Consider the following 23,459-nt stretch of genomic DNA (forward strand, 5'->3'; position numbering starts at 1 on the left):
AATCATATAAAAAGGGATGAAACTTCACGCCCTCGAAATTGGTCTTATAGAGATGACGAACCCCCTGATGGATCAGGGCCGTGCAGTGAAGAAGATCGCGGACTTCCTGGAAGTTTTGAAAGAGACTGGAAGTCTCGACTTGCAATCTCACATTCTTGCCTGCAACGGCCACGTGCAACCCAACGCTGACGCTTCTGCCGACGTGAACTCCCCTGGCTTAAACGGCGCCTCTACCCCCGACTCGTCGCCTGTGATCTGCGTCGAGTTTACCGGCACAGATACTCCCCTTCTCCTTGCCCGCAATGGCGAACTCCTTCACGCCATCGAGCATCTTGCCGCCAAAATCCTCCGGTTGGAACCTGAAGAGCACGATCTGATCTTCTTCGATGCCGAAGGCTTCAAAGCAAATCGCGACCGAGAGCTTCAGCACTCTGCCGAGACGGCCATCGAACAGGTTCGCGACACGGGCAGGCCGTACTCTTTTCCTCCTATGACCTCGCGCGAGCGCCGCCTGCTTCACCTTGCCCTGGCAAAGTCCGGCCTGCCGACGGCCTCTTCGGGCGAAGGCCCCAGGCGTTTTGTGGTTCTCTATCCTGAGGGCCCGGCAGCGGCGCAACCGGTGCCGACCGCCGATCGAACGCGCGCTATTCGCAACAGCTTCCGCCGGCGCTGATGTGTTCGTAGTAGAGCATTCTGGATTATTGGAGTGCGAGTGATGGAGCGGCTAATCCTGCATGCGGCTAACTCTGCGTGCGAGCCAGGAGAGTGGTTGCTTCCCATCTCTTCTTCGCCGAGATTCCTTCGGGAGCTATCGAGATGGTCACCGATTGACCATCCAGATAGCGGTGCCAGTCGTTGGACTCTGCCACCTGCTTGATGATCACATTCCGCTTCGCCAGAAACGCGACAAGATGACGCTTTACCACCATCTTCGTCGCGAGCCGTCCCAGCGCGCCCCAGGGAGCAGTGAATCGAATCTCGTCGCGCAGCCGAGTGCCATCATCCATCGCCGCGAAGTGGTGTTCATGCTCGAAGTGCGAGAAGACTCCCGAGACCATGACATCGCGAAAGTACGAGTAGGGGCGCAGCACGTCGATACGGCTCTTGTGCCGCAGCTTCACTCCGAGATGACGGCCGCAAAAGGTCACCGTCTCGCCCTCGCTGATCAGGCCGGTCGTGATCCCCTCTACCGCTTGCTCCTGGGACGAATGCGCCGAAGCAAGATGAAGATCAACACTGAGGCAAAGCAGAAAGCATCGTTCTACAGGTGCGTCAATCCAGGTTTCTAGTTGAATCGTATCCATGGGGCCCCGGTCACCGTTTACTCTTGAGTACTTAGCGTAACAGGAACAGATTACGCCAGTAATAGTATCTTTCCTATTCCACCTTTTGCTGATGCTGCCTGCGCGTCGCCGGCCTCGGAGAGCGGTACCATCCTGTCGATCGGAACGGCAAACCGCCCCGCAACCAACTCTTCGGCCATTGTTATCAGTACTTTAGGGTCTGGCTCGGAACGAATTATCTCCACCTTGACGGTGGGATGCAGCTTTGCGTCCGAGGGAGGCCCGAGTACCGAGGCGAAGACCCCTCCCTGCTTTACTTTTGCCAAGAGCTGGTTGGCTGTCTCCCCTCCAACGATGTCCGCAAACGCGTCGATGAATCCGAGCTTCTTCATCGCTGCCGGGTCGTCAAGCGCGATCACGTGGTCAGCTTTCAGGGTCTCCGCCTCTTTCAGTTGGGACTTCCTTACGCCTGCGAACACAACTGCCCCGGCCTTCTTTGCGGCCCACACCGCAGATCGGCCGACACTACCCACTGCACCCGCGACCAGCACTGTCTGCCCGGAGTGGATCTTGGTCCCTCGTGTGATCAGTTGCTCTCCGGTGAGGGTCACCAGAGGCAAAGCCGCAGCGTGCACAAGATCAAGCTTCTCTGGAACGAGTGCAAGGTCAGTCGCCTTTACTACGACGAGCTCGGCGTATGTTTTTGTCGCAAACGCCATCACCTTATCGCCCGCCGCAAAACCGCTTACTCCTTCGCCTGTCTCACGAACGATCCCCGACAGATCTCTCCCGATGATGGCGGGAAGTTCGAGCGGAAAATGCTCCTTCGCCTCTCCGCTTCTCATCTTGTAATCAATTGGATTGACGCTGGTCGCTGCGAGCCGAACTAAAACCTCACCTTTGCCGGCGACCGGATCGGGAACTACCTCATATTTCAACTTATCCGGTCCACCATACTCATGCAGGACGACAGCCCTCATTGAAACACCTCAAAACAGTGTGATGCACATATCGGCATACCTGTTCCTGAGGAGGTTAACCCGATGCAGCTTAGGTTTGTTGCGCCTAAGGACGCAGGTTAGGACGCGGCACTAGTGCGTTCGATCTCTTCCGGTAGATACTTTCGCCACTCCTGGCTCTCGGCGATCTTTTTCAGCAGCTTCATCCTGCGGCGTAGAACGCGGGAGATGTAAGGCACAAGGATCGCGCGGGCCACCAATCGTCCTACCCAGGAGAGCGGGAGAGTGAAGCGGATCTTGTCGTTCAGCACGGTCCGTCCATCGATGTAGAAGAGGTGATGGTCGTGCTGGAATCGTTTGAAGCGGCCACGTCCCATGGTGTCCTGAAAGAAGACGGGCTGTTCGTACCGGGTGATGAGGGTCTCGTGCATCTGGGGAAAGCCGAACTTCCAACCTGCCCACAGAAGTTTGTCTCCAGGACCAATCATTCCCTGGGTCTTTCCTTCGATCGGCTTCATTCCCAGCGTCTTTGACACCAACTCAATGTTGGTCGAAAGCAGAAAACATCTCTCGATCGGAGCATTGATATGAACACTGTCGCTAATCGTAAACATCGGTCCCCTGTTGATTGTACTTCTGTTCCGCTTGCAGACTCAATCTAAACCTTTGTCAGTCAACAGATCCGCAGCCAACCGTACTCTCGTTCTGTGGATGCCTTGTCGTTTGATCAACTGCGATGGAGTTCTCAGGAACAAGTTCTCATCATCATGCGAATCCGCGTTCTGCTTCGGCTTTCTGATGGCAACTATGGCAAACCAGCTGAGTGTTTCTTGCAGTATACCCATCGATGGCACGAAAGCGGTCAAGTTCTGCGCCGCGGTTGGGGAGCGCTGTGTGGCAGAGGGCGCAGAGGCCAAGCTGACTCTTTCGCTTCGCCTCTTTCAACCTGCGACGCTGCGTCGGTGTTCCACGCTCGTCAAACTCCAACCGCTTGAGGATGTATCGCCGCATCTGGAAGAGCCGTTCGCGATCCTCCCCGGCGACGGCGACGATCCGCTCGCGTAGCTGCTCGAGAATCGCAATCGCCGCTGCGCGGTCCTGATCGGAGAGCGATGCCATCTCCATCTCCTCCTTAGAAACTGTCCTGCCGGACGGCCCCACTGCGCGTGGGGCGGGCGTTCACACGCCTTTTTAAAGCTTCGCGTGGTCCTCCCGTTGGTCGGAATCATTCTCTCTCGCGACCAACGGGAGCGCCAACCGAAGGGGTATGCATGTCACGAAGTGACAGCGCTCCGCGCAGGAGGCCCGTCCAGCAGGACAGTTTCTTACAGCGTAACCGTTTTGGAAGCGACTAACTCTTTGGCTCGTTCGATAAAGTCGGCGAGCGCGACGCTGCCCTCATCGCCCTTTCCGCGTGTCCTTACACTGACGGCTTCGGTGGCTGCTTCCTTGTCGCCCATCACCAGGACAAACGGCACCTTCTGGAGGGTGAACTCGCGGATCTTCGCGTTCATCTTTTCGTTACGCTGGTCGAGTTCGACGCGCAGGCCGGCTGCCTCGAGCTTTGCCTTGACGGCGACGGCGTAGTCCACGTGTTTCTCGGAGATGGGTACGATGCCGACCTGCACCGGCGCGAGCCACATTGGAAAGGCGCCAGCGTAGTGCTCGATCAGCACACCGAAGAAGCGCTCTACAGAACCGAAGAGTGCACGATGCACCATCACGGGCTGATGCAGCTCACCGTCTTCGCCCTTGTACTCGAGCTCGAAACGGGCGGGAAGGTTGAAGTCGAACTGCACTGTCGACAACTGCCAGAGCCGTCCCAGAACGTCCACGAGCTTGATATCGATCTTCGGGCCGTAGAACGCGCCCTCTCCGGGAATGGCCTTAAACGCTACGCCGCGTTTGGTGAGTACATTCTTAAGGGCGGACTCGGCCTTCTCCCAGTCGCTCGGGTTGCCGACGAACTCTCCTGATTTCTTTGGATCGTGCAGCGAGAGCTCGACTCGGTACTCGTTAAACCCAAAAGTCTTCAGCACAGCTTCGGCGAAGTCGAGACAGCCTTCGATCTCGCTGACAACCTGCTCCGGCATACAGAAGATGTGCGCATCATCCTGCGTGAAGCCGCGCACGCGCAGCAGTCCATGCATGGTGCCCGATCGCTCGTAACGGTAGACGTTGCCGAGCTCCGCGTAGCGCACGGGCAGATCGCGATAACTTTTAGGCGAGTTCTTGTAGATCAGAATGTGGCCGGGGCAGTTCATCGGCTTCAACCGGTACTCCGCGTCGTCAAGCTCCATCGGCGGATACATATTCTGCGAGTAAAAACCCTCGTGGCCGGAGATCTTCCAGAGCTCGCGCCGCATGATGTGGGGCGTGTAGACCATATCGTAACCGCGGCGGATACATTCTTCGCGCATCCAGTCTTCCATGGTTTTGCGAATCAGTCCGCCCTTCGCATGCCAGAAGATCAACCCCGATCCTGCGACCTCCTGGATGGAGAACAGGTCGAGCTGTTTGCCCAGCACGCGGTGATCGCGAGCTTTGATCTCCTCCAGCCGCTTGAAGTGCGCGTCGAGATCCTTCGTGTTGAAGAACGCAGTGCCGTAGATGCGCTGCAGCTGCTGATTCTTCTCATCGCCCAGCCAGTAAGCTCCGGCGACCGAGGTCACCTTGAACGCCTTAACGCGCCCGGTGGAGGGAACGTGCGGGCCGCGGCAGAAGTCGACAAATTTGCCGTTGCGATAGAGCGAGATCTCGTCGCCCGGCTGCGTAAATTTTTCGATGAAGTGAACCTTCATGAACTCGCCCTGCTCGGCGTAGTCCTTCAATCCCATCTCGCGCGACTCTTCTTCACGCAGGAACTTCTCATCTCGCGCGACCACCTCGGCCATGCGGGTTTCGATCGCGGCGAGGTCCTCATCGCTGAACGGCGTCTCCCGGTAGACGTCATAGAAGAAGCCGGAGTCGGTCGCGGGTCCATGCCCGAGCTTGGTCTCGGGGAAGAGTTCGAGGATCGCCGTCGCCATGACGTGGGCGGCGGAGTGACGCACCACCTTGAGTGCGGCCTCGTCGTTCTCCTTCAGCAGCTCCAGAGCAACATCTTCTGTGAGCGGGGCGGCGAGGTCAACCAGGCGCTCGCCGCTCTCGGCACCGCCATACATCGCTGCCTCTGAGGTCTCATCCTCCTCCGCGGCTCCCGTAGTTACCGGCGTCAGCGGACGAATCCGCGCCACCACCACCGCTGCAGCCAGCCGCGGCGAGATGCTCATCGCCACGTCATACGCTGTCGTACCACGCGAAACCTCGCGCACTGAACCGTCTGGAAGCTGAATCCTGATCATCTGCTCGTTCACATCTTCAAGAATAGATGGTTGCCGCAAAGCGCGTCGAGGCGGGGACTGCGGAGCCGGTCGGAAGACAGTCGCTGGGAGGTGGATAACTACGACGTTACTACTGGCTCATAACGCTTACACCAGCGTGGTATAGCCGTGCTCCAATGGCCCGGCTACGGTAAGAATGTTCGAAGTGTCCAGAGATTCGGGTGAACTGCCCACAGGACGACAACAAACATGCAGGTTTTACTTAGAAGGTCTGAGTTCCGGCAGGACATTCACTGTTCGGTTTGCGGTCAGGGCTTCCGGCTCTACTGGGAGTCGAGCTCCCCTTCCGAACGCACCACCACACGCTCCATCGTTCTCGGCGAGCTCCGCGACCATCACTCTCCAGAACAGGGTGGGGACAAGACTGCCGCAGCCCATCCTTTCGACCTGTTCCGGCTCCCTGGCTGGAGCGGTTCGCCGCGCTTCACCCGGACTGCGATGTTGGCAGGGCCGGCCCGCATCCCCAGCGATATCTCCAAAGTGGTCATGATCTCCAGGCGGGCGAATCGGGAGAGGTAGTTCCCCGCCTCATTGGAACCATCCTCCAACGAGCTCGTTGTTCCTCGTAAATTGCCACGCTCCTGCGTCCGCCTCATCTTCCCCATATCGCTCTTCGGCAAGGCCAAGGCTCGTCTGCGCCTCATCCACAGGTAGATTCCGCGGCCTCAAGATAAATAGTTGAAGATCAGGCCAGCGCAACTCTTCGCCACTATGTTCAAGTAAGATGGCGAGCGATGATCGCATCTACCCCTAGACAGACATCTCGCGCAGACTCGATTAGCGTGCTCCTCGGCCTGCTCTTCGTATGCTATGCCGTGGCCGCGCTGGGAGCCCTGGTGACCGCCCACGAAGTTCCTGCCTGGTACGCCACTCTCTCCAAACCGAATTTCAGTCCACCCAATTGGATCTTTGCTCCAGTCTGGACGGTGCTCTATGGACTGATGGCCGTTGCGGCCTGGCTGGTCTGGCGAACACCCACCTCTGGAAGCAACTCCACCTCCCGTCGCTCCGGGCTGATACTGTTTGCCCTTCAGCTGCTGCTCAATTTTCTCTGGACACCTGTGTTCTTCCGCTTTCACCAGCTTTTGCCCGCGCTTGTGGTCATCCTTTGTCTCTGGGGCTTGATTCTGCTCACCGCTCTCCGCTTCTGGAAGGTTGACCGCCTCGCCGGAGGCCTTATGCTCCCCTATCTCGTTTGGGTGACCTTCGCGACTGCCCTCAACTACGAGATCTACCGCCTGAATTGAGCTCCAAAAGCCACAGAAATAAGGACCGCACCCCTGTGGGCAACGGTCCTGTTTGTGTTGAGACGGCTGTTAACTGTTTAGTTAAGCAATTTCGGCTATGCTCTCCATCGTGCGTTCCGCCGGAGCATGCTTCTGCAACCAGACATTCGCTCTCCAACGGCCAAAAAACGGTGCTACAGCGATCATTCCAAAAGCGATACCAAGTGCTAAGCGCATAAACTTCTCCTTTTATCCCCTTGGGTCTTGAGAACCCTCCAGGTTTCGAACGGGCAGATTGGTTTGCAAAACATTGCATGTTGCAACTGTTGATACCCCAATATCGACCCGCCGAACCACCCTCGATATCCCACCTTGGTGTTACAGCGGGCACGTGAGTGGAATTGGCATCGTTTCGCCCGGTCAGCCAGCCCAACTGCGTATTCAAACTCGCGCCATCGCCTAAAATAAACCCATGTCCTACACGGCAGCGGTCGACCATCTTTACGCCCTGGGCCAGGAACTTGCCCCCTCAACGCCCAGTACACCTCGCCGGAAGTTCGACCTTGCTCATATGCGGGTTTTGGCCGCTGCCCTGGGCGACCCGCAGACCGCATTCCCCTCGGTTTTGATCGCCGGAACCAACGGCAAAGGGTCCACTGCCGCCACGCTCAGTAGCATCCTCACTGCTGCGGGCTACCGTACCGGCCTCTACACCTCGCCCCACCTGGTCCGCGTCAACGAGCGAATCCAGATCGACGGGCAACAGATTCCTGACGAGGACTTCGCTCGCCTCTACTTTCAAGTCGACGAGACTGCCCGCCATCTCGTCGAGTCTGGCGATCTGCCCTATCCGCCCAGCTTCTTTGAGGTTCTCACCGCGGTAGGCTTTCTCTACTTCGCCGGAGAGAGCGAAACCCAGTCAGAGAAGACCCCGGTAGACATCGTCATCCTTGAGGTTGGTCTCGGTGGCCGTCTCGACGCCACCAACATCGTCGAACCGCTCCTCTCCATCCTCACTGACATCGCGCTCGACCATCAGGATTACCTGGGCAACACCATTGCCGAGATCACTCGCGAAAAAGCCGGCATCCTGCGCCCCAACGGCACGCTCATCACGTTGCCCCAGCACCCCGAAGCCAACCAGGCGATCGGCGAGGCTGCGGCCACACTGAATCTCCGCGCCATCAACGCTGCCGGCTACATCCCCACAAACGTGCCCGGCCATACTGCGGGTGTTCCACAACATCCCGCCGACACCGCTGGCCAGGAAGCACGGTCGCTCCCTGCAAATCGCTACATCGTCACCCTCGACGGTGAAACCCTCGAAGTCAATTCGCCACTGCCCGGGCACCATCAGCAGCGCAATATTGCCCTGGCAATCGCTGCTGCGGCGGAGTTACGTAACTCTAAAGGTTACAAACTAGCAAAAATTACCCCAGAAAGTAACCAAATCGGTTACAATATAACCAACGCGCAGATTGAAGCTGGAATCCGCAATACGCAATGGCCCGGACGCCTCGAACTCTTTACCTTCCCCGAAGGCCCGCAGCTCCTATTGGACGTAGCGCACAACCCGGCCGGGGCCTGGACCCTACGGGCCGCCATCGCTCAGCTCCCCGACACGCGGCCTCGTACTCTCCTCTTCAGCTGCCTTCGCGATAAAGATCTCAAAGAGATGGGCCAGATCCTCTTTCCGCTCTTCGACGCCTCCTCGACGGATCCGGAACGCCGCAGGGACCATATCGTCTTCGCCCCTATCGACAATCCGCGAGCGGCCCACATCGAAGATCTCCTGGCGGCCGCTCACGCTCTCGATATTCCCGCCCACGCCGCCCCTCACCTGGCCGCCGCTTTCGCCCAGGCCCGTGCTGTGACGCCGCCAGAAGGTCTCATTATCGCCACCGGCTCCGTCTATTTAGTGGGCGAGATCCGCCGTCTAGCCGGAGAGCTATGAACGACTCTCCTTTTGCGGACAACGTGGCGCATAAGAGTGTGGAAGGCAAAGGCGGGAGCAGCAACGTCGCAGAATCCGCCGAGCCCAAGCCGTCGGCCCAGCCCATCCTCTCTGTGGAGGAGCCGGACCTTCCCGCCTCTCCTTTTATCTCGAAGCAGCCGCCCTTCGCCCTGCGCTGGCTGTCCTATCTTCTTCTGATCCCCCTCGTAGGCCTGGCTACCGCTTTCTTTGGTTGCTTCTCTCTCCTCGCCGGCCTGTGGGACAAGTCCGGTCGCCAGCAGCACGCCATTGCTCACGTGTGGGCACGCACCATGCTCCTCTTTAGCCTCTCTCCGGTCAAGATCATTGGCCGCGAGAAGCTTCACGAGCAGGAGACCGCCGTCTACGCCTCCAACCACCTCAGCTACATGGACACGCCCGTCCTCTTCGCGAAGCTTCCCTTTCAGTTCCGCATCCTAGCGAAGCAGTCTCTTTGGAAGATCCCGTTTATTGGCTGGTACCTCAACCGCTCGGGTCAGGTCTCTGTCGACTCGAACAGTCCCCGCTCGCTGGTCGCCAGCCTCAACCGTGGTGTCGCCACCCTGAAGCAAGGCTTGCCGCTCGTCCTCTTTCCCGAGGGTGGCCGCGCAGCCACCGGCCAGCTCCAGACGATGATGTCCGGCTGTGCCTACATGGCGATCAAGGCGCAGGTCCCCCTGGTCCCCCTTACGCTGATTGGAACCTACGAGCTTCTCCCGATCCACGTCTACGCGCTGCACCCCCGGCCCATCTTCATCGTGGTAGGGGACCCGATCCCTACGACCGGCCTGAACTCTCGCGATGCCGACGCGCTTACTCGGCGGCTCTACGCATCCATCTCCGAGACCTACGCTCAGTACTCCGCCAGCAACTAAAGTGCGCCCTGCGCGGGCGGCGGTCACTTCGTGACTTGTATACCCCTTCGGTTGGCGCTCCCGTTGGTCGCGAGCCATTTTTCTTTCCGACCAATGGGAGGACCTTTAGCGTTCGTTCTACCACGACCGGTACACGCGTCACGAAGTGACCGCCGCCCGCGCAGGGCGCCCGTCCGCAGGACACAGCAACAGGCCGTATGATTAATCAGCCATGAAGCCCCGCATCGCCATTCCCGTCCCCACCAGCACAGACCTCGCCTATAACCAGCGCTCCTGGCCCCAGTATGCAGCAGCGGTCGAAAGCAGCGGTGGAACTCCCGTCGAGATACCCCTCACCGCCACTCCTGCCGAGATCGCCAACCTCATCAACACCTGCCAGGCGGTCCTGCTCCCCGGCAGTCCCGCCGACGTCAACCCGCAGAAGTACGGCCAGGACCCCATCCCCGAGTGCTCCCCAGCCGACCACGCCCGGGAGAACGTCGACGAGCTCCTCATCCAGGACGCTCACAACCTCTACAAACCAGTCTTCGCTATCTGCTTCGGCCTGCAGTTCCTCAACGTTTGGCGCGGTGGCACCTTGGTGCAGGACCTCGCGATTCTTCCCGTCAACCACACCGCTGGCAGAAGCGTAGCAATAGCCCACACCGCCGCAATCGCACCCAATTCCCACCTGGGATCGTTCCTGGACCCCGCAGAAGCCCCCGTACAGGAGGAGTTCCTCCGCCTCCCCATCAACTCCAGTCACCATCAGGCTATTGGCATCCCGGGAGATGGCCTCCGCGTCGCTGCCCGCTGCCCGCAGGACGGAGTCATTGAAGCCGTAGAGGGCGGTCAGGCCAGCGAAGGGGCCACCTCACACTTCGTTCTGGGGGTGCAGTGGCATCCCGAGCGCAGCTACGACCTAAGCCCCAGCTCCCGCGCGCTCTTCGACCGCTTTGTGGCGCAAGCCGCCAATTGGACGCCGCGCCCAGTCCACACCTCCGTAGCCTGACCGCTCCTGTCAGAATGTTCCACGTGGAACACCTTCATGCTTTCCAACCTTGAGATACTGAAACTCCATGCCAACCCTCTCTGAAGCGGAGATTGCCTCGCTCCTCACCCCTTATCTCCCAGACGCCGCTCCTCTCGTTCTCTCCAGGCTCGCCGTCTACCTCGAACTACTACTCAAATGGAACGCCCGAACCAACCTCACCGCGATCCGCGATCCGAAGGAGATCGTTTGTCGGCACTTCGGGGAAAGTCTCTTCGCAGGGAGACATCTAGCCTCGGAGACTAAAACCCTCCTCGACTTCGGCTCCGGGGCAGGCTTTCCTGGTCTGCCCATCGCTATCCTCCACCCCGAGATTGCCGTAACCTTGGCTGAATCGCAGAATAAAAAGGCCACCTTCCTCCGGGAAGTCGGGCGGATGCTCGCCATTCCGGTCGAAGTCTGGCCTGTCCGCGTCGAAACCATGCCCGAAGGCCGTCAATTCCACACGGTAACCCTTCGCGCTGTGGACAATATGTCCTCTGCCCTTATCGCCGCGGCGCCCCGCTCTACCAACGATCTTCTCATCATGGCGGGAGCCACCCCACCCGCTCCCCCTGGCTTCACCCTCCAGGCTTCCATTCTGATCCCAACTACCGAATCAAGCATTCTGATCCGGGCAATCCGCAATTAACTGTTCCACGTGGAACAAAGATTTCCACATCTTTTCTTCGGAAACCCCACAATCCAGGCCCTAAATCACGTATCCCACAAGTTCTCCACAGCCTTCGCCTGTTCTGCACACCACCCACCCATTGCCACGCCGCCTTCCGCCGGATACCCTTCCTTTACCGCAATGACCACTGAACAACTCACTCCCAAACCTGAAGACACCACCCAAAAGCCCGCAGACCAAAAATCTTCTCCCAAGCCGTCCAAGGTCATCGCGGTCGTCAATCAAAAGGGCGGAGTCGGCAAGACCACCACTGCCATCAACCTCGCGGCAGCCCTGGCCCTCGAAGGCCTCAATACCCTTCTTATTGACTGCGACCCCCAGGCCAACTCCACCGGCGGCCTCGGTTTTGCCCGCGCCAGGGACGGCGAAGAAGCCCGCCTCAGCATCTACGACATCCTCGTCGGCCAAACCACCATCGCTGAAGCCCTCCTCTCCACCGAGATCGACACCCTCAAGCTCATTCCCAGCAGCAAGAACCTCATCGGTGCCACGCTCGAGCTCATCACCCTCGACCGCCGCGAGTACAAGCTCCGAGAAGCCATCGAGCCCATCCGCGGCGACTACCCGTTCATCCTCCTCGATTGCCCACCGGCCCTCGACCTCCTCACCCTCAACTCCCTTGTTGCCGCCGACAGCCTCCTCGTCCCCATGCAGGCCGAGTACTTCGCCCTCGAAGGCATCTCGGAGCTGATGAGCACCCTGGACCGCGTCGGCCAGGCCTTCAACCCCGGCCTCGCGCTCGAGGGCGTCCTGCTCACCATGTACGACGACCGCACCAACCTCTCCCAGCAGGTCTCGGAGAATCTGCAGGCCTTCTTCGCCGACAAGCTCCTCAAGACCACAATCCCCCGCAACATCCGCCTGGCTGAAGCTCCCAGCCACGGCAAGCCCGTCTCGCTCTACGACCCCAGATCCCGCGGCTCCGAGGCCTACCGAGAGCTGGCCCTCGAACTCCTGACCCGCAACAAGATGGACAGCCCCGAAGAAAAGCGCCGCAAAGCAGCAGCCGCAGCAGCCGCAAGCTCGCTCAAGTCATTCAACAAGCCAGAAAAGAAGCCTCGCTTCTGGCAGTCCAGCAAATAGCAAAGAAATTACACCCGACCAACGGGAGGGGAGACACAATCCGTTCAACTCAAACAAGGTAGACACGTCACGAAGTGACCGCACCACGCGTAGTGGGCCCGTCCGGCAGGACAAATACTTCACACACAGAAAGTCACAAACGATGCCAACCGCCACCGCAGATCCCAAACGTCGCGCCCTGGGCAAGGGCCTTGAATCTCTCCTCCCCCAGCGTCCTGCACCTGTATCACTCTCTGCAGCCGCAGCACAAATCTCAGAGCCAACCGGCAAGCCGCTCGAGATCCCACTCGACCAGATTGAACGCAACCCCTTCCAGACGCGCAGCCACTTCGACGAGGCCAAGCTAGCCGAACTGGCGCAGTCCATCGCTGCCTCAGGCGTAGTGCAACCCATTGTCGTGAGGCCACTTAGCGGAGGCCGCTATCAGCTCATCACCGGCGAGCGCCGCTGGCTGGCCAGTAAAAAAGCAAACAAGACCACCATCCCCTCCATCGTGCGTCAGGTCTCGGACGAGCAGACGCTCGAGATGACCATCGTCGAAAATCTTCAGCGCGCCGATCTCAACCCCATCGAACAGGCCCGCGCCTACCAACGCCTAAGCAGCGACTTCAAGATGACCCAGGAGCAGATGGCCGTCCGCACCGGCAAAGAGCGAGCAAGTGTAGCTAACTTCCTTCGTTTGTTGCGTTTACCGGAATCGGTCCAGCAAAAAGTGGAGTCCGGCGATCTCTCCTTCGGCCATGCCCGCACCCTCCTCGCGCTCGATTCGCCCGAAGCCATCACCACAGCCGCCCAAAAGGTGATGGCGCTGTCGCTCTCCGTCCGTCAGACCGAAAGCTACGTCCAGGGCCTTATCAACCCCGAGGCAAAGGAGAAGAAGGAGTCCAAGGCCGACGCGCAGCCCGAAGACCCCAACGTCCGCGAAGCCCAGGACCGCCTGCGTCGCTCCCTCGGCCTCAAAGTGCGCATCGAGGACAAGAAGGGCAAAGGCCGCGTCATCATCGAGTACTCCGGCCTCGAAGACTTCGACTCCATCCTCACCGCGCTAGGCGGACAGTAGTAGGCGGCCAGTAGTCTCGGGCATGCACTAAAGATCAAGGCACTAATAATTCGGGCCGCGCTGGACAAGCACTCAAACAAGCACCCCAACAAACACCGAAGACTCTCGCAGACACGTCAGGAGACTCCACATGCGTCAAGTCCATCCCGTGAAACTATATTTATTCCTTTTTTTGTTACAAATTGCTTTTCTCAGCATCCACGCCCAAACGACACCCCGCATTCTCCTCCGCACCGGTCATCTCCTCGACGTAAAGACCGGAGCCGAGCCTGCCGCGCAGACCATCATCGTCACCGGCGATCGCATCACCGCTATCGCACCCACGGCCACCACGCCGAAGCAAGCCGGTGACACCGAGATCGACCTCACTCGATACACCGTCATGCCCGGCCTCATCGACGTGCATACCCACCTCACCATGGCGACGAACTTCGACCCGTACTACGAACTCTCCATGACTCCTGCCAAAGAGGCGATCATCGGGGTCGAAAATGCAAAGGTCACGCTTGAAGCCGGCTTCACCACGGTGCGCAATGTAGGCGCGAACGACTTCACCGATGTCGCCCTCCGCGATGAGATCAACGCAGGCCACATCCCCGGCCCGCACATGCAAGTCTCCGGCCCCGCCCTCGGCATCACCGGCGGACACATGGACGAGAACCTTCTCCCGTACGAGTACCACGTCCACGGCCAGGGCGTAGCCGACGGCATCCCCGCCGTTCAGCATCAGGTCCGCGAAAACATCAAGTACGGCGCCGACCTCATCAAGATCGGAGCCACCGGCGGCGTCCTCTCCAAGGGCGACGACCCGCAGGCATCGCAGTACACCCTCGAAGAGATGCAGGCCATCGTAGCTGACGCACACCGTCTCGGGCGCAAGGTCGCAGCCCACGCACACGGAGCGCAAGGCATCCTCTTCGCCACCGAAGCAGGCGTCGACTCCATCGAACACGGCAGCTACATCAACGACGAGGACATCGCCCTCATGAAGAAGAAGGGCACCTACCTCGTCCCGACGGCGTATCTCATCGATTGGGCGCAACAATATGCGAACCTTCCTCCCATCTACGCTCAGAAGATGAAGGACGTCAGTGCAGTCGAGAAGGTGAACATCCGCCATGCCATTCAGTCCGGCGTCAAGATCGCCCTCGGCACCGACGCCGCCGTCTATCCGCACGGACTCAACGCGCATGAGGTCGATGTCTACGTCAATCAGTTCGGCATGTCTCCCCTGCAAGGCATTCAGACCGGCACTCTCAACGCCGCCGACCTCATGGGATGGACCGATCGCGTCGGCTCCATCGATCCCGGCAAGTGGGCCGACCTCATCGCCATCGACGGCGACCCGCTCAAAGACGTCAAACTCCTCCAGCACGTCCCCTTCGTCATGAAGTCCGGCGTTGTCTACAAAGACGAGACACACAAGTAGCAGGAAAGAAATCGCCGGATCAATATGAAAGCCTCAGCTCTTGAGTTTCGTCTTCGTTTCATCATCGGCATCGTCATTTATTTGCTCGGATTCATCGCCCCGTGGAACAGTCTGTTGCACCTGGACTCCATCCGCACCTGGCAGTACCTCGCCGCATGGCCCGCGCGCAGTGGATGGCTCAGCTTCAGCGCTGCCACCATCATGGTTCTTGTTCTCGGCATCTTCTGCGCTGTCGCCGGTGCGTTCCTGCGCACATGGGGCTCAGCGTACCTTGATCCCTCCATCGCTCGAGCTGGTGCGATGCACAGCGAAAGCGTCGTAGCGGCCGGTCCCTATCGTTATCTTCGCAATCCGCTCTACCTCGGCACCTTCTTCCACACCTTCGCCCTCGCACTCCTCATGCAGCCCAGCGGAGCCATCTTCTGCATCGTCGCCATCGTTCTCTTCCAGCTGCGTCTCATCTTCGCAGAGGAGTCCTTCCTCACCGCAAAACTCGGCGCCCCCTATCTAGACTACTGCGCCAAGGTCCCACGCCTCTTTCCATCGCTCACTGCACGCATCCCCGCATCCCCAATGCGCCCATCATGGCCCACTGCATTCCTCTCCGAGATCTACATGTGGGGTGTCGCCATCTCCTTCGCGGCGCTCGGCTGGCGCTACAACTCTGTGCTCATCATCAAGGGGGTCCTCATCTCACTCGGCCTCTCCCTCATCGTCCGCGCCTTCCTCCCCAAGCGCTAGAAGGCGTCGAAGACGCGTCAGCCTCGATGGCAGATCGCGCCGTGCGCGCAGCACGCCTTTGCAGTTCTCGCCCATAAAGGGGAAACCCGCCGCGCCACACGATCAGATCGTGGACACAGCGGGTTAGTCTTTCTCGCGCTTCAGCAGCCTAAACTCTGAGGCGCGTCAATCGGGGAGGGCCTAATTCTGCGACACCATCGCACCAACTGGCGCACGCGAGCGTCGCTGTCGAACTACTTCTTTACCGGTGCGATCGTGTCCTTGGCGACCTTGGCCACGCGGAACTTCACCACGGTCTTGGCCTTGATCTTGATGGTCTCACCCGTCTGCGGGTTGCGGCCAAGACGCGCCTTGCGCTCTGCCTTTACCAGTTTGCCGATACCAGGAATGGTGAACTCGCCATTCTTCTTGGTCTCTTTGACTGCGGTCTCTGCCAACAGTTCCAGGAAACCTGCGGTCTGCTTGTTGGTCAGTTCGAGCTTCTCCGCCAGGTGGCGAACCAGCGCTGTCTTTGTCATTCCCTTTGCCATGTATTGCTCCTTCTTGCTTTCGAAATAGAATTCTAAGGTCTGCTCGCCTTGCCCGCATAAAGATTTCGTAAACCGCATCCAGTTTTGCAATGCGAAATCACCAGTGTTCATGCGGGTGCGGAGAACCGTACCGCAATTCACCTTCAGCCTTTCCGCGCGCTTTGTCAACTCCCTTTCTTCGGTTTCCACAGGTTTTTTCCGGTTTTTCTCGGTTTTGTTCGAAAACAGGTACATTTTTCTCATAAATAACCAAGAAAATCCCTGATTCTACGCGCAGGTTAACCAGTCGATCTATTCAGTCCCAGTGACGCGAGGTGCGTTTAGGGACGAATCTTTTTTGCCCCAAAATCTCTCATTTGCGTAGCGATTAATAGAAATAAAATAAGGCACCTGAGAGATGCCATACGCAGTTCGGAACCTGACAACGCCGAAATACGTAACCAAAGTCTATGACCAGTACAAGCGACGCGTACCCCGGCGATCCGGCCGTCAAATCCGCTCTACGGCTTGCTGTTATCTTTGCGAGCGTCAAACTACTGCTCACCTTCGGACTCACTCTGTACACGCAGAAGATTGGCTACAGTTACTTCCGGGACGAGTTTTACTACATCGCCTGCGGGCGGCACCTGGCCTGGGGCTATGTGGACCACGGTCCGGTGGTCGCGGTGCAGGCGAGGTTGGGCGAGCTACTATTTGGCGATTCGCTCTTTGCCATCCGCATTTTTTCCGCAATCGCGGGCGCGATCATGGTGTTCCTCGGTGGTCTGGTCGCCTGGGCTCTCGGTGGTCGCCGGTCTGCGCAGGCGCTGGCCATGCTCGGACTGATCTGCTGCCCGCAGTACATCGGCGCCGATGGTTTTCTCTCGATGAACTCGTTCGAGCCGATGTTCTGGACGTTTTGCATACTGGCGCTCGTTCTGATGCAGAACGGGCGCCCTGAACGCTTCTGGTGGCCCATGCTTGGCATTGTCAGCGGCATTGGAATCCTCAACAAACCGTCCATGCCTATGTTTCTTGTTGCGCTTCTCCTGGGGCTATTGTGCACACCGGAACGTCGGGTGCTTTTCTCGCGATGGGCCTTGATTGGCATTCTCCTGATGCTTATCATCCCGCTGCCCTATGTCGCGTGGCAGTACGGAAATCACTGGCCCATGGCTGAATTTCTGCACAACGGCACGGTGCACCATAAGAACGTTACGCTGGGGCCGTTGGCGTTCTTTCTTGCGCAGTTTGCCAACATGCAGCCGGTGAACGCACTGCTGTGGGTCACCGGCGTTATCGCGCTTCTGCGCAGCAAGTCCATCCCCCGTGGTCGCTGGCTTGGGCTCGCGTTTATCTTCTTCTTCGCGATGGCCTTCCTTAGCCATGCGAAGGACTACTATCTGGCCCCAGTGTATCCCGCGTTCTTTGCTGCTGGTGCCATTGCCTGGGAACACCGCTTTGCAGCTTCTCGGCTTGTGCAGCGCTCAAGCATTTTTGCGTTTCCTGTGTTTGAAGCATTGCTCGTTGTCACTACAGCCATTGTTTTACCCATGGCCTCGCCTGTGCTAAAGCCGCAAACCTGGGTGCGCTACACGACGGCCCTGCATCTCCCCCACAACAACACTGAAAGGGCCGCAACCGGCCCTTTGCCTCAGTTCTTTGCCGATCGCTTCGGCTGGCAGCAGGAAGCCAGTATCGTCATTGCCGGCTACCGTTCACTGACGCCTGAGCAACAGCAGCATGTGTGCATCTTCGGCAATAACTATGGAGAGGCAGGCTCCATCGATTTCTTCAATCGTCTGCAGCATGCCGACCTTCCGCCGGCGATCAGTGGCCACAACACCTACTATCTCTGGGGATCACATCATTGCGATCCCAACATAAGCATCGCCGTCATAGGCGATACGCCTGAGGAGATCGGCCAGAAATACTACAGTGTCATGGTGCTTGGCCATCTGAATAGTCCTTACGCGATGCCCTACGAACACAAGAACGTATACCTCCTTCGCAACCGGCGAGCGGATGCTCAGTTTCTCTGGTCTGACGAAAAGCATTACGACTAGCAAGCAATGCGCTCGAAATCACAGAATGGTCCTGAGAAGGCGGCTTTTGTTTACTAATTGTTCTTTCACCCGACCATAACTGGCCAAGCGCAACTGACCCATACTTGTTTACTGGTTCCCCCGAATATTCACCCGCAATCAGTATGTGATATCTTCCTCCGCAGTAAACCCAAGGAGCGAAGTCCATGCACAAAGCATTCTCCCCCTCGCGCGCCGCTGGTCCCCTCTCGTCCGTCTCAAAACTCCTTCTCCTCGCATCGCTCGCCATCGTCACCGCCTCTGCGCAGGTCGTTCCTGTTCCACCGACTCCGCAGGTAGGCTCTTCGAACCCAGTCACCGCCGAGCCTCTCGTCTCCCGTCCCCACACCAAACCCTGCGTCGTCTCGCTTCTCAGCAACGCGGCCTTTGAGAACTTCAACGGAGCGCCCCTCACCTATGCTCCACCCTCAGCCTGCCCCGGCCCGTGGGCCAAGGTGGTCCTCACCGCCGACTTCACCGTCACCGCCGGCCGCCAGTTTGATCGCAGCGCCTGGTTCTATCTCGGCGACACCAACATCTTCTACGGCACCACCGCCGAACCCCGCGCCGCCCTCAGCCCCTCCTGGCACATCGAGCGCGACCTCACCGACCTCACCGCACTCTTCAAATCTCCGCAGACCGGCCTCGCCTCCATCGGCAACGTAGTTAACTCCACCTACACCGGCATCATCTACGCCAGCGCCGAGCTCGAGTTCTACCCCGCCTCCTGGCAGGCCCCCGCGCCCGTCACGCCTGACGTCATCGTCCCCGTCAGCTCCGGCAACGGCCCCGTCACCCTCAACACCACCACCGATCAGGCGACCGCAACCTTGAACCTTCCGCGCAACGTAGAGAAGGTCTACCTTGACGTCATCTCTCAGAGCCAGATCGGTGACGAGTTCTGGTATCTCTGCGTCCCCACCCCGGTCGCAGGCGAGCTCGAAACCTGCGGCAACACCGCCTTTCGCGAGACCGAGATCTCCATCGACGGTAAAGCCGCTGGCGTCGCTCCCGTCTATCCCTGGATCTACACCGGCGGCCTCGACCCCTACCTGTGGGAGCCCATCACCGGCGTCCAGACCCTCAACTTCAAGCCCTACCGTGTTGACCTCACACCCTTCGCCGGACTCCTCGCAGACGGCAGCCAGCACACCGTAGCGGTCAGCGTCTATAACGCCAACGGATACTTCCTCTCCACCGCCAATGTGCTCGTCTATACCGACCACGGCAGCAAAGAAGTCTCAGGCGGAGTCCTCAGCAACACCCTCACCGCCGCACCCAATCCCGAGATCGTCCAGAACCTCTCCACCGACTCCAGCGGCACCACCACCGGCACCGTCAACGTAGGCTCCAACCGCACCTTCTCCATCACGGGATACGTCAACACCTCACACGGCCGCGTCGAAACTACCGTCGCACAAAAAGTAAACTTCCTCAGCGCGCAGACCTTCGACGTCAACGTAGCCAACGGCCCCGAGATTCAGAACCTCGTCCAAACCAGCACCGTAGACTCTGAGACCACAACCCGGGATGGCTTCCTCGTCGAGAAGACCTCGAAGCACATCTCCTTCCCGCTCACACTCGACTACTCCTTCCTCAACAATCCCAACGGCACCTTCACTCAGGTAGTCTCTTCCAACCAGCAGGACCTCCACAACGAGGCGAAGTCCCTCAACGGCTTCCAATACTTCCAGTCCAGCGCCAAAGAGCAGGTCAACTCGCAAGACACGCTGCAGTTCGACGCCAGCTTCAACGTAACGGCGCCCGGAGTAGGCAGTTCCAGCGCCTCCTACCGCAGCAACGACTCCCTCGGCGATTGCTACAGCAGGTCACTCACCGCCGCCAACCAGAAGCTAACCTCCGTCACCGACAACAAAGGCTGCCACGACCACGACCACTGGTTCTAGCAATTAAGCGCAAACCCGCACCTGTCCTCTCGTCCATCGTGCAACTCGCGCGGTGGACGAGCGACACCCTCTAGAGCTTCACCCTCTTGCCGGTTCGCGCCGACTCATAGATCGCTTCCATCACCCGATGGTCTCGCAGCCCCTCTTCTCCTGGAGTCTTCGGCTCCTTGCCCTCCAGAATGCACTCCGCAAAGTGATCCATCTCCAACGCGAACTGATCCTTCTCTTCAATCTGCGGAGCAATCTCATTCTCATGCTCCCCGTCCAAATGGGACCACTTCAACTTATTCCCGTGATACGCAAACGCAGGCGACATCTCCGCCCACGCTGTTGTTCCTTCCACCCGTAGAAACTGGCTCTTGTGCACGTCATAGCTCGTCGTGCAGGTCGCGGTGTACCCGCTCGGAAATCTCAAGCTGAAGCTACAGCTAGCTTCCACCTCAACGAACCGCGGATCATCTTTAGGCTGCCAGGTCTGCGCCATCACCTCCGTCGGCTCTTCGCCGGAGAGGAACCGCGCTGCGTTCAAACAGTAAAGCCCAACATCCGGCAGGCACCCGCCTCCAGAGAGCGAACGCTTCAATCGCCACTGCGTCGGGTCTCCCTCCTGTTGCGAGTTCGAAGATACAAACCCGCGCAGCTCCCCCAGCTTGCCCTCCGTCACCAGCTGCCGCAACGCACGGTTGTGCGGTTCGTACTGCTGACGATACGCAATCATCAGCTTCACCTTCGCCTGCTTGCACGCAGTAATCATGTGCTCCGCCTCTTTGCTGCTGGTCGCCATTGGCTTCTCGCACAGAATGTGTTTCCCGGTCTTGGCACCGCGCACGACGTACTCCTCGTGCATCCCGTTCGGCAGCACAATGTAGATCGCCTTCACCTCGGGATTCTTCGCAAGCTCCTCATAGTTTGCATATCCATAAATCGCGGAGCCGTTGATACCATACTGCGCCGCAATCTTGGCCGCCTTCGCGCGATCGCCGCTCACCAGCGCCACCGGCTTCGAATACTCTGACGAACCAAACGCAGGCAGAATCTGATTCAGCGACAAACGGCCCAGGCCAACAATCGCAAAGCCGACGCGCCTGTCCTCTGGAAGAAACGGCCCCGGTGTGCTCTCTTTTTGTTCCGAAGGTCCGTGAATCTGCGACAGCTGGACCTCATTTTCTTCATTTGGCCTTCGTTCGCTTTGTTGTGCGAAACCCGCAGTCGCCACTGCACCCGCTACTGCTGCGGAGCGAAGAAAGCTTCTGCGAGAAGAGGCAACAAGCGTCATAGGGCGTGTGATGCTGCCCAAATAGCCAACGTTGTCGTCTTACATTCGTGCACATACAGAGAAAGAAACTCACTTCCGCCGCATCAAAAATCGGCTTCGTCTTTTCCTAAACTCTCCCGACCCGCTTTGCAACCTGTCCGCCGCGCAACCCTGAATCAAATCCCCCACCATCGCATCAACCATAGGAGACAAATCAACTCTGAGGGGAAAACCGATGCAGATCGGCATTGACAGCTTCGCAGCACTCGTTCCAGATCCCATCACCGGTCAGACCGTCACCGCGCAGCAGCGCATCGCCCATCTCCTCGAAGAGATTAAGCTCGCCGATGAGGTAGGCCTCGACCAGTTCGGCCTCGGCGAGCATCACCGCACCGAGTACCTCGACTCCGCCCCCGCCGTGATCCTCGCCGCCGCGGCGTCCATCACCAAAACCATCCGCCTCACCTCTGCCGTCACCGTCCTCAGCGCCGCCGATCCAGTCCGCGTTTTCCAGGAGTTCGCAACCCTCGACCTCATCTCCGGCGGCCGAGCCGAGATCGTCGCAGGCCGCGGCTCCTTCATCGAGTCCTTCCCCTTGTTCGGCCTCAAGCTCGAAGACTATGACGACCTCTTTGCCGAAAAGCTCGATCTCCTCCTCGCCCTCCGCAAGGAAAACAACATTCGCTGGTCCGGCAAGCATCGCGCCGCACTCACCGGTCAGGGAGTCTTCCCGCGCCCGCTGCAAAATCCGCTGCCCGTCTGGCTGGGCGTTGGTGGCACCCCGGAGTCCTTCGCCCGCGCCGGCATGCTCGGCCTGCCCCTCATGGTCGCCATCATCGGCGGAGAACCCCACCGCTTCCGTCCTCTCATCGACCTCTACCGTGAGGCCGGAAAGCGCGCAGGCCACGCTCCCGACTCGCTCAAAGTCGGCATCCACGCGCTCGGCTACGTAGCCGATACCGACCAGCAAGCCTCCGACGACTTCTTCCCCGGCTATGCCGAAGCCTTCACCAAGATCGGCAGAGAGCGCGGTTGGCCGCCAGTCACCCGCAGCCAGTTCGAGGCGCTGCGCCGACCCACCGGCGCTCTGATGGTCAGCGATCCCGAAACCGTAGCCGCAAAGCTCCTCAGGATGAACGAAGCCCTCGGCGGCATCTCCCGCATCAGCTTCCAGATGAGCGTCGCTGCTCTGCACCACGACAAACTCCTCCACGCCATCGAACTCCTTGGCACCCGCGTTGCCCCCATCATCCGCAAAGCTCTGCCGGCTCTGCCGAAGTGAGGTAGATCGAAGGCTCTCAACTACAATTGTGGACCGGCAGTACAGTGTGCTGAAGGGAGTCTCGTATGGCTGACACATTCACCCTCGATCCGGCCCACACGGCCGTCCTGAGCATGGATTGTCAAGCCGGCATCGTCTCCATCTACACCCGGGAGGACAAAGACGCCTTTCTGGCTCGAGCCGCAAGTGTTCTCAATCATGCTCGTGCTGCAGGCATGACCATCATCCACATTCAGGTAGGCTTTCGATCCGGACTCCCCGAAGTCAGCTCCCGAAATGCGCTCTTCAACGCCATTAAATCCTCAGAGCAACATCAGAAGCTGTTTCTGGAACCGCATGGAACGATCCCAGATGTCATCGCCCCGCAAGACGATGACATCGTTATAACCAAGCACCGAATCAGTGCCTTTGCCGGCACCGATCTCGCTATGATTCTCCGCGCCAATGACATCGGTACCTTGGTTCTCTTCGGCATTGCGACCAGCGGAGTCGTCCTCTCCACTCTTATCGAGGCTTCTGACGCCGACTACCGTCTCGCGGTCATCGGCGATTGTTGCGCTGACCTGGACTCAGCGCTTCACGAGTGTCTCATCCAGCGATTCTTTCCGACACGTGGCTCGGTCTTGTCGTCTGAGGGTTTTATCGCCGCCTCATTGAAGATGGATAAACAATCATGAAAAGTTCTCCACGGGCTGACCGCATGCACTA

The 23,459-nt window shown here is 59.0% G+C and carries 22 protein-coding genes; 15 read left to right on the forward strand and 7 right to left on the reverse strand.

Going from position 1 to position 23,459, the window contains the following annotated elements:
* Positions 1-16: 16 nt before the first annotated feature.
* Positions 17-673 carry a protein jag gene (locus tag RBB75_RS07720; protein WP_353070077.1) on the forward strand — a complete coding sequence of 219 codons (657 nt, stop codon included), beginning with the start codon at positions 17-19 and terminating at the stop codon, positions 671-673.
* 67 nt (positions 674-740) lie between these two features.
* Here RBB75_RS07720 and RBB75_RS07725 read toward each other — a convergent pair whose 3' ends face one another.
* The 5 genes from RBB75_RS07725 to thrS all read right to left on the reverse strand — a co-directional run bounded on the left by RBB75_RS07725 (position 741) and on the right by thrS (position 5,586).
* Positions 741-1,304, reverse strand: a complete 564-nt coding sequence (locus RBB75_RS07725; RefSeq protein ID WP_179640287.1) for an SRPBCC family protein — start codon at positions 1,302-1,304, stop codon at positions 741-743.
* A gap of 50 nt (positions 1,305-1,354) precedes the next feature.
* The gene (locus tag RBB75_RS07730) at positions 1,355-2,263 is read right to left on the reverse strand and encodes an NADP-dependent oxidoreductase (RefSeq protein ID WP_353070078.1); all 909 of its coding nucleotides are present in this window, start codon (positions 2,261-2,263) and stop codon (positions 1,355-1,357) included.
* Between the two features lie 98 nt (positions 2,264-2,361).
* On the reverse strand, positions 2,362-2,856 hold the full coding sequence (locus tag RBB75_RS07735; protein ID WP_179640289.1) for an SRPBCC family protein: 495 nt from the start codon (positions 2,854-2,856) through the stop codon (positions 2,362-2,364).
* A gap of 151 nt (positions 2,857-3,007) precedes the next feature.
* Positions 3,008-3,361: a hypothetical protein gene (locus tag RBB75_RS07740; protein ID WP_179640290.1), complete on the reverse strand. Its 354-nt coding sequence runs from the start codon at positions 3,359-3,361 to the stop codon at positions 3,008-3,010.
* A gap of 206 nt (positions 3,362-3,567) precedes the next feature.
* Complete coding sequence (gene thrS / locus RBB75_RS07745; RefSeq protein WP_353070369.1) at positions 3,568-5,586, reverse strand: threonine--tRNA ligase; 2,019 nt, start codon at positions 5,584-5,586, stop codon at positions 3,568-3,570.
* 228 nt (positions 5,587-5,814) lie between these two features.
* On the opposite strand from thrS, the gene RBB75_RS07750 reads away from it, so the two are divergent.
* The 10 genes from RBB75_RS07750 (at position 5,815) to RBB75_RS07795 (ending at position 15,714) form a co-directional block, all read left to right on the forward strand.
* Complete coding sequence (locus RBB75_RS07750) at positions 5,815-6,144, forward strand: hypothetical protein (protein ID WP_179640291.1); 330 nt, start codon at positions 5,815-5,817, stop codon at positions 6,142-6,144.
* 215 nt (positions 6,145-6,359) lie between these two features.
* Positions 6,360-6,872, forward strand: a complete 513-nt coding sequence (locus tag RBB75_RS07755) for a TspO/MBR family protein (RefSeq protein WP_179640292.1) — start codon at positions 6,360-6,362, stop codon at positions 6,870-6,872.
* Between the two features lie 451 nt (positions 6,873-7,323).
* Complete coding sequence (locus RBB75_RS07760) at positions 7,324-8,805, forward strand: bifunctional folylpolyglutamate synthase/dihydrofolate synthase (protein ID WP_179640293.1); 1,482 nt, start codon at positions 7,324-7,326, stop codon at positions 8,803-8,805.
* Positions 8,802-9,698 (forward strand): lysophospholipid acyltransferase family protein, encoded by an 897-nt coding sequence (locus tag RBB75_RS07765; protein ID WP_179640294.1) that lies wholly within the window; start codon positions 8,802-8,804, stop codon positions 9,696-9,698. Before RBB75_RS07760 ends, RBB75_RS07765 begins: the two co-directional genes overlap by 4 nt.
* Before the next feature lie 211 nt (positions 9,699-9,909).
* Entirely contained in the window at positions 9,910-10,689 is a 780-nt protein-coding gene (locus RBB75_RS07770) for a gamma-glutamyl-gamma-aminobutyrate hydrolase family protein (protein WP_353070079.1), read from the forward strand.
* 67 nt (positions 10,690-10,756) lie between these two features.
* On the forward strand, positions 10,757-11,359 hold the full coding sequence (gene rsmG / locus RBB75_RS07775) for a 16S rRNA (guanine(527)-N(7))-methyltransferase RsmG (protein ID WP_179640296.1): 603 nt from the start codon (positions 10,757-10,759) through the stop codon (positions 11,357-11,359).
* A 162-nt stretch (positions 11,360-11,521) separates the two neighbouring features.
* On the forward strand, positions 11,522-12,484 hold the full coding sequence (locus RBB75_RS07780; protein ID WP_179640297.1) for a ParA family protein: 963 nt from the start codon (positions 11,522-11,524) through the stop codon (positions 12,482-12,484).
* Positions 12,485-12,626: 142 nt separating this feature from the next.
* Positions 12,627-13,544, forward strand: a complete 918-nt coding sequence (locus RBB75_RS07785) for a ParB/RepB/Spo0J family partition protein (RefSeq protein WP_179640298.1) — start codon at positions 12,627-12,629, stop codon at positions 13,542-13,544.
* Positions 13,545-13,674: 130 nt separating this feature from the next.
* On the forward strand, positions 13,675-14,973 hold the full coding sequence (locus RBB75_RS07790; protein WP_353070080.1) for a metal-dependent hydrolase family protein: 1,299 nt from the start codon (positions 13,675-13,677) through the stop codon (positions 14,971-14,973).
* A 24-nt stretch (positions 14,974-14,997) separates the two neighbouring features.
* Positions 14,998-15,714: a methyltransferase family protein gene (locus RBB75_RS07795; protein ID WP_353070081.1), complete on the forward strand. Its 717-nt coding sequence runs from the start codon at positions 14,998-15,000 to the stop codon at positions 15,712-15,714.
* Positions 15,715-15,947: 233 nt separating this feature from the next.
* Here the strand turns inward: RBB75_RS07795 and RBB75_RS07800 are convergent, their stop codons facing one another.
* The gene (locus RBB75_RS07800; RefSeq protein WP_158792936.1) at positions 15,948-16,244 is read right to left on the reverse strand and encodes an HU family DNA-binding protein; all 297 of its coding nucleotides are present in this window, start codon (positions 16,242-16,244) and stop codon (positions 15,948-15,950) included.
* 449 nt (positions 16,245-16,693) lie between these two features.
* Between RBB75_RS07800 and RBB75_RS07805 the strand changes: the two genes are divergently transcribed.
* Positions 16,694-18,289 (forward strand): ArnT family glycosyltransferase, encoded by a 1,596-nt coding sequence (locus tag RBB75_RS07805; RefSeq protein ID WP_353070082.1) that lies wholly within the window; start codon positions 16,694-16,696, stop codon positions 18,287-18,289.
* Positions 18,290-18,474: 185 nt separating this feature from the next.
* Positions 18,475-20,214: a peptide-N4-asparagine amidase gene (locus RBB75_RS07810; protein ID WP_353070083.1), complete on the forward strand. Its 1,740-nt coding sequence runs from the start codon at positions 18,475-18,477 to the stop codon at positions 20,212-20,214.
* Between the two features lie 70 nt (positions 20,215-20,284).
* On the opposite strand, the gene RBB75_RS07815 is transcribed toward RBB75_RS07810, so the two are convergent.
* Complete coding sequence (locus RBB75_RS07815; RefSeq protein WP_353070084.1) at positions 20,285-21,490, reverse strand: Gfo/Idh/MocA family protein; 1,206 nt, start codon at positions 21,488-21,490, stop codon at positions 20,285-20,287.
* Positions 21,491-21,704: 214 nt separating this feature from the next.
* Here RBB75_RS07815 and RBB75_RS07820 point away from each other — a divergent pair, with 214 nt between their 5' ends.
* Together RBB75_RS07820 and RBB75_RS07825 are read left to right on the forward strand one after the other, a co-directional pair.
* Positions 21,705-22,751 carry an LLM class flavin-dependent oxidoreductase gene (locus RBB75_RS07820; RefSeq protein WP_353070085.1) on the forward strand — a complete coding sequence of 349 codons (1,047 nt, stop codon included), beginning with the start codon at positions 21,705-21,707 and terminating at the stop codon, positions 22,749-22,751.
* Positions 22,752-22,816: 65 nt separating this feature from the next.
* Positions 22,817-23,428, forward strand: a complete 612-nt coding sequence (locus RBB75_RS07825; protein ID WP_353070086.1) for an isochorismatase family cysteine hydrolase — start codon at positions 22,817-22,819, stop codon at positions 23,426-23,428.
* The last annotated feature ends 31 nt before the right edge of the window (positions 23,429-23,459 follow it).

The organism is Tunturibacter empetritectus, assembly GCF_040358985.1.
Classification (GTDB): Bacteria; Acidobacteriota; Terriglobia; order Terriglobales; family Acidobacteriaceae; genus Edaphobacter; species Edaphobacter empetritectus.

Bases quoted from the DNA above. Each gene is read 5' to 3' on its own strand.
- RBB75_RS07800 (WP_158792936.1), bottom strand. From the start codon at position 16,244: ATGGCAAAGGGAATGACAAAGACAGCGCTGGTTCGCCACCTGGCGGAG.
- RBB75_RS07760 (WP_179640293.1), top strand. From the start codon at position 7,324: ATGTCCTACACGGCAGCGGTCGACCATCTTTACGCCCTGGGCCAGGAA.
- RBB75_RS07785 (WP_179640298.1), top strand. From the start codon at position 12,627: ATGCCAACCGCCACCGCAGATCCCAAACGTCGCGCCCTGGGCAAGGGC.
- RBB75_RS07730 (WP_353070078.1), bottom strand. From the start codon at position 2,263: ATGAGGGCTGTCGTCCTGCATGAGTATGGTGGACCGGATAAGTTGAAA.
- RBB75_RS07740 (WP_179640290.1), bottom strand. From the start codon at position 3,361: ATGGCATCGCTCTCCGATCAGGACCGCGCAGCGGCGATTGCGATTCTC.
- RBB75_RS07750 (WP_179640291.1), top strand. From the start codon at position 5,815: ATGCAGGTTTTACTTAGAAGGTCTGAGTTCCGGCAGGACATTCACTGT.
- RBB75_RS07795 (WP_353070081.1), top strand. From the start codon at position 14,998: ATGAAAGCCTCAGCTCTTGAGTTTCGTCTTCGTTTCATCATCGGCATC.
- RBB75_RS07805 (WP_353070082.1), top strand. From the start codon at position 16,694: ATGACCAGTACAAGCGACGCGTACCCCGGCGATCCGGCCGTCAAATCC.
- thrS (WP_353070369.1), bottom strand. From the start codon at position 5,586: ATGATCAGGATTCAGCTTCCAGACGGTTCAGTGCGCGAGGTTTCGCGT.
- rsmG (WP_179640296.1), top strand. From the start codon at position 10,757: ATGCCAACCCTCTCTGAAGCGGAGATTGCCTCGCTCCTCACCCCTTAT.
- RBB75_RS07755 (WP_179640292.1), top strand. From the start codon at position 6,360: ATGATCGCATCTACCCCTAGACAGACATCTCGCGCAGACTCGATTAGC.
- RBB75_RS07790 (WP_353070080.1), top strand. From the start codon at position 13,675: ATGCGTCAAGTCCATCCCGTGAAACTATATTTATTCCTTTTTTTGTTA.
- RBB75_RS07725 (WP_179640287.1), bottom strand. From the start codon at position 1,304: ATGGATACGATTCAACTAGAAACCTGGATTGACGCACCTGTAGAACGA.
- RBB75_RS07820 (WP_353070085.1), top strand. From the start codon at position 21,705: ATGCAGATCGGCATTGACAGCTTCGCAGCACTCGTTCCAGATCCCATC.
- RBB75_RS07825 (WP_353070086.1), top strand. From the start codon at position 22,817: ATGGCTGACACATTCACCCTCGATCCGGCCCACACGGCCGTCCTGAGC.
- RBB75_RS07815 (WP_353070084.1), bottom strand. From the start codon at position 21,490: ATGACGCTTGTTGCCTCTTCTCGCAGAAGCTTTCTTCGCTCCGCAGCA.
- RBB75_RS07765 (WP_179640294.1), top strand. From the start codon at position 8,802: ATGAACGACTCTCCTTTTGCGGACAACGTGGCGCATAAGAGTGTGGAA.
- RBB75_RS07735 (WP_179640289.1), bottom strand. From the start codon at position 2,856: ATGTTTACGATTAGCGACAGTGTTCATATCAATGCTCCGATCGAGAGA.
- RBB75_RS07810 (WP_353070083.1), top strand. From the start codon at position 18,475: ATGCACAAAGCATTCTCCCCCTCGCGCGCCGCTGGTCCCCTCTCGTCC.
- RBB75_RS07780 (WP_179640297.1), top strand. From the start codon at position 11,522: ATGACCACTGAACAACTCACTCCCAAACCTGAAGACACCACCCAAAAG.
- RBB75_RS07720 (WP_353070077.1), top strand. From the start codon at position 17: ATGAAACTTCACGCCCTCGAAATTGGTCTTATAGAGATGACGAACCCC.
- RBB75_RS07770 (WP_353070079.1), top strand. From the start codon at position 9,910: ATGAAGCCCCGCATCGCCATTCCCGTCCCCACCAGCACAGACCTCGCC.